Here is a 13,149-nt window from a genome sequence, read left to right as displayed (position 1 = left end):
CCACTTTTCCCGCATGAGTCGCCACCTTCTCTCCAATCAACTACATATGTAATAAAAACAAAAATACTTGGTAGGAAATCAATTTCTTATAGTTATTAACAAAAGCCGAGGGACATTCCCTCGGCTTTTCTATTTATCACATATCATTATCATTTTATCGATTGATAAATTTCGACAAACAAAAGGCTATTTAAAGCTATTTTTCTTGCAGACAAAATAATTCAACACCATTTATCAGAGCGGTTAATTTCATATACTGATCATCATAATTTTCGAATGTATAATCTGAAAAAATTGAAAGAAAAGCATCTTCTGTTAGCTGTATACTCGCACTATCAAGTCCAAAGTAATAATTGATTACCTGAGGCTGATAGATTTCTTTATACATATAAAACTGTTGTATTCTGCTTACAATTTCATTCAGTATTTCTTTTGTTAATGTATCCTGTTGATTATTAACAATTTTTGAAGGAATATAAGGTGCCTTTTCATACACACCGCATATTTCATATACATCTGGAATCGGATTTCTCTCCCAACCAAGGACATCTCTTTCAATTCCTTCTTCATCAAAATACACTCCTCCATCTTCATACCCACCTGACTTGAACACTTTATACAATTTCCCGTTTATTGTATTAACTTTAAATTCATCTGAACGGTGTAGGTTATGGAAACGAATATAGTCGCCAACTTTAGCTTTACGAAATACTTTGCATAATAGTTTACCTTTAAGATGGATTACTTCATCCTCTTTTTGCGCGTCATTTTCTATAAAATCCATCTTTGCTAAACGATTAAATTGCTTCATGCTACTACCTCCCAAATGTATTTAGTTATAAATGTGTAAGATAATTTGCCAAGTACGAATAGAGTAGCTACATCTATTATTCCTATAAAGAACTGATAGTATTCTTCCATCAACTCACTATTTCTATGTAGTTGTATATTATCCGATTTTTTTCGGATTGTAAAACGATTATTTTCGAATTTTCTATATTATTTCCGATTTTTTCCGGATTTATAATTGCACATTCAAGTGTAATCGATTATGATTAATTTAACTATTTTGGGTAATTGGAGGAAATAATATGTTAGACAGAGATTTACCTCTTAAAAAGGAGATTGCCAAAAATATTAAAGACCTCCTTAAAAAGTACGGTTTAAATCAAATCAAACTTAGTGAGTTATCTGGTATTTCAAAAAGTACGCTTTCTGATTATTTAAATTGCAAAACGCTCATTAATATTAGCAATGTAGAGAAGATTGCCGCTGCCTTAAACGTCAAAAAATCGAGAATTGACCCATCATTTGCGACTCATAATGAATTATCAACCAAAGAAAAAACGATAGAGACCATTGCAGCACATATAGATGATGATGTAACTGAGGAAGAAATGGAGGTTATCAAAAACTACATAGACTTTATAAAATCACAACGTAAATAGTGAGGTGAATTTATGTTATACGAATCACTTATGTCGCAATATAGACATTTAACATTCAAAGAATCCTTGTTAATGCCGAAAGGGCTATCCGGACTCTATATAGATAAACAAATCATAATAAATAACCGACTAAGCTTTTACGAAAAACATTGTGTTTTAGCAGAAGAAATTGGACATTATGAAACAACTTATGGAGACATTACGAATTTAGAAAGTGTCAGCAATCAAAAATTAGAACTTACAGCTAGAAGATGGGGTTATGAAAAGATTGTTTCCTTGGATAAATTAATTGAATGCTATGTAGGTGATCACAGAACCGAAGATGACATTTGCACTTATCTTGAAATAACCCCACAATACTTATATAGTGCTATAGATAGATATCTACAGCGCTATGGCTTATCTACAGTTTATAATGGTTATCTTATATTTTTTGATCCTTTGAATATTGAAAAGGATTTTTTTTAGTCTACGAGTAGAACGTATGTTTGTTTTTACGATAATTTAAATTGGACAGTTCACGACTGCCCATCTGGTCAGATGTCGATATAGAAGCCTGTTCAGAACTTGTTATGCAAATAAAGATGCTTAACAAGGCTTTTTACTAATTTAGCAAACCTAGATAAATTAATTTCCTACACAAATAGTAAAGGAGAAGAGTTTAAGAATTCAGTACGGGATGTTTTAACCCATGTATCATCGCATGGTCAGTATCATCGAAGACAGATTAACTCACGACTACGAGAGAGTATTGAACCAATATTAAAAAAGTAACATACAATTTTTCACTAACGGGGCTTTAGTAGAAGAAAATCTTTGAGCTGTTCAGACTACGGCTCTTTTTTCTTATTAAACTAACGGTTCAGGTTAGCGGAAGAAGGAAATTTTAAAAAAGTAAAGAATTTTTTTAAAGGGGTGAAATTAAATGGATATACTACTTCAAAAATTACAAAGAGTTGGCGTGCATTACATAAAAGGTGATAATGTAATCATTTTAGAAATTTTAGAGAATAGACATAATCAAGCTGCTGAAATAGATATGCTTATAAACCAGCTTTTAACTCAACTAAAAAGCAGTAAACTGAAAAAAGTAAAGTTTGAGTGTCCTAAAACTTTTTTGGATAGCTTAAATTGTACTAGAACTAAAATGAAAAGTATTGGCGAAAGGGTTATATATACGAGATCTTTTACAACACCAGTAGATGTATCGATACCGAATTATGAGGTATGGTCAATTTCTGAGAATAACTCTATCTCTTTTTTATCTGAAGTAATGGGTAAAAATTATATTGATACAGAAAAGTTTTTAACCGGAATGAGGACTGAGCTTCCATCACAAGTAGAGAAAATGTATACAGTGTATATAGTTAATAATGAACCTGTTGGTGTAGTTTTTCCTCATATAGAACCAAATACAGATAAAGAAAAGAATAGATAAGTAGGATAAGTATTGAGCAGAATTAAAATAAAATTCGTGAAAAAATGTACTTAAACTATCGGGTGCGTTGATCCAAGAAGGATTAACGCTTTTTTTGTTGAACTTATTGTACTAAAGGAGCAGGTTAGTTGAAGAGTATTGTTTAACTTGTATTCAACAAACAGGCCATATTGTTGAACAACACCCAAAAAATAGATATTATTTTTTGGGATTTAAGGGGGACTAAAAAGAATAAATGCATCGAATCATTTGACTCGATGCATTTGTTTTATAATCTGTATGTTTCATCAAAAGTTCCAAACACTCTGGAATACCTTCAGTAATTGTAAAGTATTTAAACCGGTTATCTTTTGTAGCCGTTTTAGACCATGTTAATAACATCACTAGCTTTTTATAAAGTATATCGCTCCATTAAGGAATTTAATTCACGATTTAATTCCGTTAGTTTTTCAGCAGCAATAGCAACATCAGCAATTGCTTTAATTTGCTCATCTATGGAAGAAGCAATTTCCTGTACTGAAGCGGCCGTCTGTTCTGATACGCTGGATGCACTTTCGATTCCTTCACTCATCAAGTTATTATAGGATGCCATAACGTCCATTTCTTTATTAACTGCTAATATCGATTCTACAATTTGTTTAACAGAATCAGACATCTGATTGAATTTACTTTGTGTTAGAATTACATCATCATTTAACTTTTTAGCAGTCTTCATTGTTCCTTCTACAGTTTCAACTGTTTTAGTAGTTTCTGAAACAATGGATGAAACCACTCCTTGTACTTGGTGAGTTGCATTTTTCGATTGTTCTGCTAGTTTCCTTATTTCATCGGCAACAACTGAAAATCCTCTACCATACTCACCTGCTCTTGCTGCTTCAATACTCGCATTTAAAGCTAGTAAATTTGTCTGTTCTGCGATTGTTTCAATTGTTTCCATTACCTGTGTAATTTGATTTATTTTACTATTTAAATTCTTAATTTCATAACTAACTTCTTGTGATGCTGCTAACGAATCAGTATTTGATTGTTGTAATTGATGAACTATTCCAATTCCCTCGGATGATATTTTTTCTGCATGTTTTGTAATGTCGTACATAACTTTACTTTGTTTTTCCATGGTTTCTATAGAACTTGATAATAGCTCTACTGTTCGGTTTATCTTATCCAAATCATGGGCTTGTTCTTGTGTACCAGTAGCAATTTCTGTAATTGCTCTACCAACTTCATCACTACTAGCAGATGTTTCTTCTGAAATTGCTGATAAGTTAGTCGCTGAATCCAATAATTGCTCACTAGTATTTTTAGTCTTTTTGACGAGAGTGCTTAATTGCTGTGACATTTTATTAAAAGCAGTCGCAAGTTGTCCAATTTCATCACTAGATTCAGGTAGGTTGGTAACAATTATATGACCATCAGCAATTTTTGTAGATGCTTCAGCTACTTCTTTTAGTGTATTTATTTTCCTCCGAATACCTAAATAAAACACAAGTGAACTTAAAATAATGAGTACAACTGTTGCACCAAAGATAATATATTGTAAAATGTTTAATCCTTCATAAAATTCATCTTGAAAAACAGCAATTCCAATAGTCCAACCCCAAGGCTCAAAATATTCTGTATAGGCTGTTTTATCTTTAAAAGAACCATTTGGCTGTCTGTCAGAATAAACGACATAGCGATCTGATTCATTTTTGGACTTGCCGCCTGCAACTATCTTTTCTCGATTACTTCTGTTTAGTTCATCGGCAGGAGCTCCACCTATTTTAGAAGGATGGATTTGTAACACTAAATCCTCGTCAAAAGCTAAAATATAACCATTTTCTTTGTAAGTAAAACGGGACTTTTGATAATCGTACTCTCCATTTTCATTTACTGGTCCATTTAGAATAATTCTCGCTTGTTCTTTTCCTTCTTCTAGTGTTATTTTGCCAATTTCCACTTCTTCATTAATCAATTCTAATGAAGTATAGGACCCCTCGACAATGCTTTGTAGTTCTCTTTGACTTGATTCTAAGAGCTGATTTTTGGCAACAAAATAAATTATTGAGCCAATAATCAGAACTGTCACAAGTATAATAACTGTGATTAGTAGCATTAACTTCCCTGAGATGCTTCGTAACTGTAAATTTTCCTTCTTCATTTGCTTTCCCCCACAACTATATATAGATATATTTCGACAATAATTCACATAATTCAATGATATCAAAATTTTTTTTATATTTGGCTAATGGATCTATGAAAAGCTAGAAGCAAATTCTTCTTATTATTAGGCTGAGTGAGATTCCATGATTCACCAAATAGGCTGCTGAACAAACATGGTTCGGCAGCTCTTTTTCTTATTGTAGTAAGTCTTATTAACCTATCAGGGCAGAAATTACAAAAGAGGCATTTGTAATTTTATGTAGAATTAGTATATGTAGGGCTATTTAGTTTTTATAGCCGAAACTTAAGGAAGGGGTGACATATTGAAAATGATAGAATTTCAAAATAGCATGCTAATGAGAGGGATTACTTCTTAACTAAAGTTTAATCCTCTCAAAGGTAATGGGAGGAAAAATAAAAGATGATGAATTTAGGAAACATGGTAAGAGGAGTAGCTTCTGATGCAGTCGCTCAGAGTCTCGTTCAATTCTGGGAATATGACGAGGGAACTTTGGAGTTGTGGCGTGCAAGTACAAACTTTGTGTATGCTTTTGAACGTAATCAGGTTCAATATTTTTTGAGATTTAGTTTTGAGCAGGATAAATCTATTGAACAAATAAAAGCTGAGTTAGAGTTTATGCAATATTTACAATTAAATGGATTTCCATCGGTAACACCAATTCAATCAATAAGTGGAAAACTAATTGAAACACTAAAAACACCAGAAGAAACGTATATTGCCGTTGTCTTTAGTGCAGCAAACGGAATCAATTTGGATGCCGATACAATTACTGCAAAACAGATGGAGGAATGGGGGAGATCACTTGCCTCACTTCATTTTTTGTCAAAAACTTTTGAGCCAGTGTCTGAAAGAAGAAAGAGTTGGCTGGACACAGTACAATTCATGGAAAGTGTATTTAAAAAGCATACAGGAGAACAAATAGCCCTTCAAGAGCTAAGTAGGGTGACGAATTGGCTTCAATCGTTACCTACTAACAAAGATGTGTTCGGATTGATACACTATGATTTTCAATTGGATAATATCTTTTTTGAAGAGGATAAGGACCATAGTTTCAATATAATCGACTTTGATGATGCGATATATCACTGGTATGCACTTGATATTGTAACAGCACTTGATGATTTTATTGACGATGACAATCCTCATTCAAAATTACTGATCCAATCTTTTTTGAACGGATATCGCTCCAAAATAGATTTAGAAAATGATGTAGTAGCTCAATTTCCTCAGTTTCAAAGATATGCAAACTTATATAAGTTCTCCAAAATATTAAAGTCTTTGGATTATGGTGAAATAAATGAAACGCCATTTTGGTTTGTTGGATTGAGGGGTAAATTAGTTCGTGTTGCAGATGAATTAAGACAAAGCTTTCAAAAACCATGGCAAAAGGATAACATGAAATAAATAAATAAACAAATAAATAAATAAGCCATTCCAAACTTTTGGAGTGGCTTTTACTTTTATCTCATAAATAACTGTACAGCTCGAAAAATAGGAATTGAGTTCTTTTTAATAAAATGAATAGTAGTACACAAATTATCTAAGATAGTAATGATTTATTATATTCATTAGACGTTCAGCTTCTTCTGATGATACATTTTCAGCTAATCTTGCTCCTGCAATGATCGGAGCCCATTGAAAAACATCGTATTTAAAAAATCCACACTTCTCGCAGTAAAGTCGTAAATACATCTCAGCTATTTCCGTTGAAAATTCCGAATACAAAAGGTACGTTCGATAAATGTCGGCAAGTATATCTCCTGCGCTGGCATCAACCCAATCTATAATTGTCACTTTGTTATCTGACATAATTAAATTAAATAGATGATAATCTCCATGGCATAGCCTATTCTCAAATGTCATCGAATTCAATTTTTCTATTAAATCCGACTTATGTTTTTTATCCAGATTATGGGCTGATTCAATTTGACGGCGAAGCCTTACAGACATTGGTTCAAGTGAATCTGCAGTAACCGTATGGATTTTTCGTTGTATATCAATGGAAACATTTATGTAATATTCTGCTTGTTTCATGTTTTCAGACAAGAGATTTCCCAATGTTCTTCCTTTAATATACTCCATTATTATAGCTTGTTTCCCATCTATCTTCGTTACATCCAACACTTTAGGAACAGCAATGCCGCACGAATAAGCATATTTTTGCTTATTTGCTTCATATAACGATTCTGTATCCGGCAAATAGTCTTTAAATACTTTGACAATCTTATTTTCGAAAAGATATATTTTAGCTGTGTTTCCTATTGCTATTGGATCCCCTAAATTCATTTATAACCTCTCCCTAAATAATTTTTCTAAACAATAGCACGAACAATTCCATATCAACATCAGATAGAATAAAACGAGACCTTGATGTTTTAACAGATATCATATCTTCCAGATTTTAAATTTACTTCACTATTATTTTATAAATGTATAACACATCCATTCACAAAATTTTTCCTGCTCAAAAGTAATAAAATTCTTGTTAATCGGCTTCAATCATATTTAGGCAAGTTTCTGAAATAAGTGGAGTAATTAAGAAACCGGGCAGTAACTTGCAACTTTTTCCTTTTTAAAGTATAGCATTTGTGAGAACGCTAAAAATGTAAAGAACACACATTATTGACATAAGAAATTAAAACTTTTGTTCAACTAAACCGGCTAATAGGCTGTCAATAAAGACTTTTTAAATCGAAAAACACTTCATTCTATACTAAAAAAACACAATTCAAATAACCCAAATCAATCTATGTGGAAGTTTTTTTAATACTGTTATTAACCAGTGGTTTGGAATTATGTCTTCGTTTTTAAAATAGCATAAATCCATTATAAAAGCTTATAAGCACAAGCAATAATGGCTACTTGGATCATAATCGTTTATTTCGTACAATGGTTTCATCTGTTGTTTTTCTTTTTGCTATCTCGAATTGAACAGCGAACAGCTGTGTGAAGCATTTAACAATTGCTAATCAATTTGTCTCATTTGCAATTAGTTTTACATTAATTAAATTCATTGATGTTAGACCGTTCAATTAAACGGTCTTTTTATTTCCCTTCTGTAAAAAATACCTTTCATATTAATTTATAGAAAGAATTCACATATAATTTTTCCAAAAGATTTTGCCTAAAAGCAAGAAAATGTGGTTATTCATAGAAGGCATTTGTTTTATTTTCCATTTCATCAAATTGTTATGGTAACAACAGATATAGAAGACGTTACCAAAGAGTTGCATTAGCGCATCCAATCATTAAATCGTAGTTACTTCTTACGAAATAGGAACTCTTCAAAAAAAATCACATACGATATTGCGATATTGTCTAAACAAAGCATAGATGGACAGGATTTAGCTAAGCAAGGCTGTTATTATTCGATTAAAGAGTGAGCGGTATGGATTGTGTTGAGTCATTAAAGTAAGTAATTGAGTGAATGGAAAAACATTGGTCCTGAAATCTTATTGTCGCTTAGTGATCCAGGTTAGTCAGAAAGGAGTAACACATGAAAAATAAAATTGTTAAAAATGAAGAAAACATTAAGGATATCCTTGATTTCGAGGATGAAGTTAATGTAAATGGAATAGATGGTTTATTATTCGAATCGAACAATGGAGAAAAAGAAGTTCTTGGTAAATGTGTAGACATTAGAGTTATACAACCTGAAGTTAAAATGAATTATTGGAAAGCCAGAGTATATTTTAGAAACTGCTATTAATGATCAAATATTATAGCCTCACATCATTACCTAACTAGTCAAAGTTATGGAGCAACAAGCCACTTCATTATGAGTGGCTTTGTTTTTTACTGTAAACTCTAATAAAATGCTAATACAAATCAACATAGTTCAATTGCAGACACTATATACTGTAAGGCACTTTTACAGGCCCTATTAGCCTTATCCTTTGTAACGTTTATGTAGTTTTTCTTGATGAACATTAAAAACTTCTTCGAGAGGTATATCGTATTTATTTGCAATAACAATAATATTCCCTAAAACATCGCCAAGTTCTTCCACTAATTCTTGTTTATTTTCCTCATAGGAACTTACTACTTCATCTGGGCGATCTCGTCCAATTTCAATTGCTCTAATTGCACGTGCTACTTCACCTGTTTCTTCCGCTAAGAAGCCTATTCTTGTAAAAATATTGAGATCAGACCAACCTCGTTCTTTATAGTAATCCTTCACCCATTGCTGAAATACATTTAACTCCATTGATTTAAACCTCGTTTCATTTAAAAAAACTTAATATACTAATCTATTATAATAGAAAATAGTGGGAAATGAAAAAGAGCGATGACCACTAAAGTCTACCACTCTTTAACTATCTCAATATTTCAACCCATTTCTTGGCTTAACATCTTCACTTTTTAGGGTTAAAAAATCTGTATATATGAAATGCTGCCTAGATTGAACTTGTTTTTTATCTCTTCTTTCCATATGTCATATAACGCCATACTTTCTCCAATGGTCCCATAGGAAAGAACTTGAACCAGATATTACTAAAAATAATTTGGATAACATAAATCAGGGTTGCGATATAGACAACATCCTTTGGCGAAACGACATCGAGGCCTATTAGTGAAATGATTATCGTTCCTATAATGCTTTGTGCAATATAGTTTGTAAATGCCATTTGTCCCACACGTGCAATTGGTTTCAATATTTTTTCGATACTTTTATTTTCTAACATTAAAAATAAAGTTGATAAGTAAAACATTGTTGTTGGAATTACTCCAAATTCAACAAATAATTTCATATTATTATAACCGCTGTGCTCAGCGTACCAAATGCAGATGGAGGAAATAATGAACAATACAAAAGTAATCATTTGAATCCATCTAATCTGTTTTGACAATTCTTTTATCTGTACTAGCCATCCTGATTTAGCCGTTAAAAACCCAGCTAAAAACATGATAAAGATTAGTATAAAATCATTAGAAAAGAAATCTAGTATAGGTGAGACTATTTTGATAGATGGTAAGAAAACTTTCGCTATCAAAGAAAATACGTAAATAGTTACTATACCAAAAAGCCACTTTTTCACTGTAGAAACCTTTGTAGCATAAAATGGAATTAATATTAGTCCTACTATTGAGTATATTGGTAAAATTGTGCCCCAAAAAATAAAAAAATGAACAATTCCAAGAAGTAAGAGAGCTAGTAAACGTCGTACCATTCGTAATTTAGGTTTATCTCCGCGACTTTCAGCTCTTGAAGCGAAAATATATAGACCTACTCCAAATAGAAAAGAAAAAATAGAAAAGAATTTTTTTTCAACTAGGATTGTTATCGACGTACTAATAATTCCATTAACGCCACTGTAGTCTGTCAAGGCGCCACCTTCTGTTATAACTATAAACGCTCCAACATTAATAAGCAGTATGCCAAAAAGAGCAAGTCCACGTATAATGTCCAATGAGATAATTCTATCTTTTTTTGAAATGGATGGATTCATATATGTCTCCTTTAAAATTTTTTGTTTTGTAATACCCAGTATAGCTTGCTAATCTTACGGCATATTAATGCTAACCTTACAGGAACCTTAAAACATTAGCTGAACTCAACTTAAGATTACCTCCGAACTTATCTAAAAAACTCCATCGACTTAAAAATCATAATAAAAAACCCAATCCTCCATGTGTATATGGAAGACAGAGCTATCCAACATAAGCGTTATCTCGACAAAACACTCATGTACTAGTCGAATTGAAAGAGTGTAATAGCGAAAAAGCATTTAGGGCTATGTGTAATTGTGTAATGACTTACAATTTTCAATCGAATCCATTTTAAAATAAAAAAGAACAGCTACAGGTTAATGTAACTGCTCTCTAATTAAAGGTACTTGTTAGAAACATCTATTATAATTGATTTTCTAAATTTCTTTTCAGCTGGAGCTAGAGTCCATTCTTTGATAAATGTGCTAAGACTCTTTGCAAACTACTTTTAAAGCTTTCGATTTTAATCAATAACAAATTTATTTCCTATTATTGTTGAGATAATTTACCGAACTCTTCTACAAGCTCACTGAATATCTTTAATGCATTTTCAATTGGTTCTGGTTTCGTGAGATCCACGCCCGTTTTCTTCAATAATTCAAGTGGATACTCGGAACTACCGCTTTTTAAGAAGTTTAAGTAGTTTTCAAGTGTACCCTCTTCTCCAGATAGAACTCGATCAGCAATATCGATTGCAGATGCATAACCTGTCGCGTATTTATATACGTAGAAAGGGCGATAGAAATGAGGAATGCGTGACCAGCCATACTTCACTTCTTCATCAAAAACAAGATTTACACCATTATATTCGCGGAAAATCTTTTCAAAAACGGTATTAAAGGCTTCTGCGTTTAATGGTTCATCATTTTCAGCTTTTTCATGTGTGATTTTTTCGAACTCACCAAACATAACTTGCGTGAAAAACGTGCGTTTAAAACTATCTATGAAGTGATTCAAAAGATACTTTTTCTTATTTTCATCGGTTGTAGTCTTTAATAGGTAACGAATTAAGAGAATTTCATTAACAGTTGAAGCCACTTCGGCAACGAAAATTGAATATCCCGAACTGATTTGCGGTTGATATTTTGAGCTATAATAGGAATGCATCGCATGGCCTGATTCATGAGCTAGCGTAAACAAACTATCTAAATCATCGTGATGATTTAGTAGAACGAACGGATGAACACCATACAACCCCATATTATAAGCACCTGAGCGTTTTCCAGGTGTTTCTCTTACATCGTAATAACGATTTCCCTTAAAATCTGCAAGTGTTGACACATATTCATCCCCAAGTGGTTTAAGCGCTTCAAGCATGATAGAAAATGCATCCTTGTAGGAAATTTCTTCTTTCGCCTCGTGAACAAGTGGCACGTTTAAATCATAAGCATGCAACTCTTCAACACCTAGAATCTCCTTACGTAATTTTATATAGTCATACATCGGCTGGATATTCGCTTTCGTAGCTGCGATTAAATTCTCATAAACCGTTGTCGGTACTTCATCAGAGAACAGTGATTTCTCAAGAGCTGATGGATAATTTCTAGCTTTTGCAAGTGTCACATTGTTTTTAATAGCAGATGACAGTGTACTAGCAATCGTATTTTGCAATTGCAAATATGGCTGATAATACGCTTTATACGCTTCTTTTCGTTTATCGCGATTCAAATCTTCCGTTAATTTGCTGTACATGCCCCGAGTAAGCTCCACTCTTTCCCCTTCATCATTTGTAACCATACCAAACTTGATATCGGCATTATTAATCATACCAAACGTTTTTTGCGGAGAAGAAAGTGCTTCTCCGAGTTTGGATAGAATCGCTTCTTGATCCTTATTTAGTACATGTGCCTTATATCGGTAGGAATCCAGTAAATCATCCTCGAAATAGCGCAGCCCCTGAACCTCTTCTATGTATGATTTCAATGTATCTTCCTCAAGGCTTAATAAAAACGGCATAAAAAATGAAGTGGCACTGCTTATTTTTTGCCCTAATTGACTCGAACGATCTACCAAAGCTTGTGATGTTGGTACTCTTGTGTCAAGGTCTGACTGAAGCATAGCGTATACATAGAGCTTCTTATACTTGTAGCCAAGTTCCTCACTTAGAGTTAGATAATCGTAAAGTGACTGAGCACTATTAATTTCCCCATCGTATTGCTTTAATTTTTCAGTATCCTTTAAAACTGATTGATAATCCTGCTCCCATGTCTCCATATTCGGATAAATATGTTGAAGATTCCATGTTTCTTCAACCTTCACATCTGCTCTTGATTGATATTGCGTCATTGTTAGTCCCCTTTTTTAAGTATTATCTCCATTATATAGAAAAAACACCAGACAGTATAACTGGGAAACGCTTTTCATTCAATCTTGGCAAAATAATTTTTAGAGAAACAATAGAACTACATATAAAAAAATAAAAAGCCCAACCAAAAATTTCTGGCTGGACTTTTGAATATGTTCACACCTGAGTTAATTTCATAATTCTGAGCTCAGTCATATCAACGTCTTTCGGACAATAAAAAACAGGCACCTCCCCAAATTCGGTATAATGGTAGCGACAAAACAACCTAAACCGATTGGAGCGAATGCCTTATGACTATTGTAAA

The 13,149-nt window shown here is 32.7% G+C and carries 11 protein-coding genes; 5 read left to right on the top strand and 6 right to left on the bottom strand.

Going from position 1 to position 13,149, the window contains the following annotated elements; genetic code table 11:
* Positions 1-196 precede the first annotated feature (196 nt).
* Positions 197-811 carry a hypothetical protein gene (locus ACQKMD_RS06965; RefSeq protein ID WP_427750639.1) on the bottom strand — a complete coding sequence of 205 codons (615 nt, stop codon included), beginning with the start codon at positions 809-811 and terminating at the stop codon, positions 197-199.
* A 280-nt stretch (positions 812-1,091) separates the two neighbouring features.
* Between ACQKMD_RS06965 and ACQKMD_RS06960 the strand changes: the two genes are divergently transcribed.
* The 3 genes from ACQKMD_RS06960 to ACQKMD_RS06950 all read left to right on the top strand — a co-directional run bounded on the left by ACQKMD_RS06960 (position 1,092) and on the right by ACQKMD_RS06950 (position 2,886).
* A complete protein-coding gene (locus ACQKMD_RS06960) occupies positions 1,092-1,448 on the top strand; it encodes a helix-turn-helix domain-containing protein (protein WP_427750637.1) in 357 nt (118 codons plus the stop codon).
* A 12-nt stretch (positions 1,449-1,460) separates the two neighbouring features.
* Complete coding sequence (locus tag ACQKMD_RS06955; protein ID WP_427750636.1) at positions 1,461-1,916, top strand: ImmA/IrrE family metallo-endopeptidase; 456 nt, start codon at positions 1,461-1,463, stop codon at positions 1,914-1,916.
* A gap of 457 nt (positions 1,917-2,373) precedes the next feature.
* The gene (locus ACQKMD_RS06950) at positions 2,374-2,886 is read left to right on the top strand and encodes a GNAT family N-acetyltransferase (RefSeq protein ID WP_427750634.1); all 513 of its coding nucleotides are present in this window, start codon (positions 2,374-2,376) and stop codon (positions 2,884-2,886) included.
* A 391-nt stretch (positions 2,887-3,277) separates the two neighbouring features.
* Here the strand turns inward: ACQKMD_RS06950 and ACQKMD_RS06945 are convergent, their stop codons facing one another.
* The gene (locus tag ACQKMD_RS06945) at positions 3,278-5,026 is read right to left on the bottom strand and encodes a methyl-accepting chemotaxis protein (RefSeq protein WP_427750632.1); all 1,749 of its coding nucleotides are present in this window, start codon (positions 5,024-5,026) and stop codon (positions 3,278-3,280) included.
* A 423-nt stretch (positions 5,027-5,449) separates the two neighbouring features.
* Between ACQKMD_RS06945 and ACQKMD_RS06940 the strand changes: the two genes are divergently transcribed.
* The gene (locus ACQKMD_RS06940; RefSeq protein WP_427750631.1) at positions 5,450-6,454 is read left to right on the top strand and encodes a phosphotransferase enzyme family protein; all 1,005 of its coding nucleotides are present in this window, start codon (positions 5,450-5,452) and stop codon (positions 6,452-6,454) included.
* A 132-nt stretch (positions 6,455-6,586) separates the two neighbouring features.
* Here the strand turns inward: ACQKMD_RS06940 and ACQKMD_RS06935 are convergent, their stop codons facing one another.
* On the bottom strand, positions 6,587-7,336 hold the full coding sequence (locus tag ACQKMD_RS06935; protein WP_427750629.1) for an aminoglycoside phosphotransferase family protein: 750 nt from the start codon (positions 7,334-7,336) through the stop codon (positions 6,587-6,589).
* 1,210 nt (positions 7,337-8,546) lie between these two features.
* On the opposite strand from ACQKMD_RS06935, the gene ACQKMD_RS06930 reads away from it, so the two are divergent.
* Positions 8,547-8,759, top strand: a complete 213-nt coding sequence (locus ACQKMD_RS06930) for a hypothetical protein (RefSeq protein ID WP_427750627.1) — start codon at positions 8,547-8,549, stop codon at positions 8,757-8,759.
* A 180-nt stretch (positions 8,760-8,939) separates the two neighbouring features.
* Here ACQKMD_RS06930 and ACQKMD_RS06925 read toward each other — a convergent pair whose 3' ends face one another.
* From ACQKMD_RS06925 to pepF, 3 genes are all read right to left on the bottom strand, one after another.
* Positions 8,940-9,257 (bottom strand): MazG nucleotide pyrophosphohydrolase domain-containing protein, encoded by a 318-nt coding sequence (locus tag ACQKMD_RS06925; RefSeq protein ID WP_427750625.1) that lies wholly within the window; start codon positions 9,255-9,257, stop codon positions 8,940-8,942.
* Between the two features lie 208 nt (positions 9,258-9,465).
* Positions 9,466-10,500 (bottom strand): DUF418 domain-containing protein, encoded by a 1,035-nt coding sequence (locus tag ACQKMD_RS06920; RefSeq protein ID WP_427750623.1) that lies wholly within the window; start codon positions 10,498-10,500, stop codon positions 9,466-9,468.
* 529 nt (positions 10,501-11,029) lie between these two features.
* Positions 11,030-12,826, bottom strand: a complete 1,797-nt coding sequence (gene pepF / locus ACQKMD_RS06915; protein WP_427750621.1) for an oligoendopeptidase F — start codon at positions 12,824-12,826, stop codon at positions 11,030-11,032.
* Between the last annotated feature and the right edge of the window lie 323 nt (positions 12,827-13,149).

The organism is Viridibacillus sp. NPDC096237, assembly GCF_050278625.1.
Lineage (GTDB): Bacteria > Bacillota > Bacilli > Bacillales_A > Planococcaceae > Viridibacillus.
This window is presented reverse-complemented; position numbering and strand designations above follow the sequence as displayed.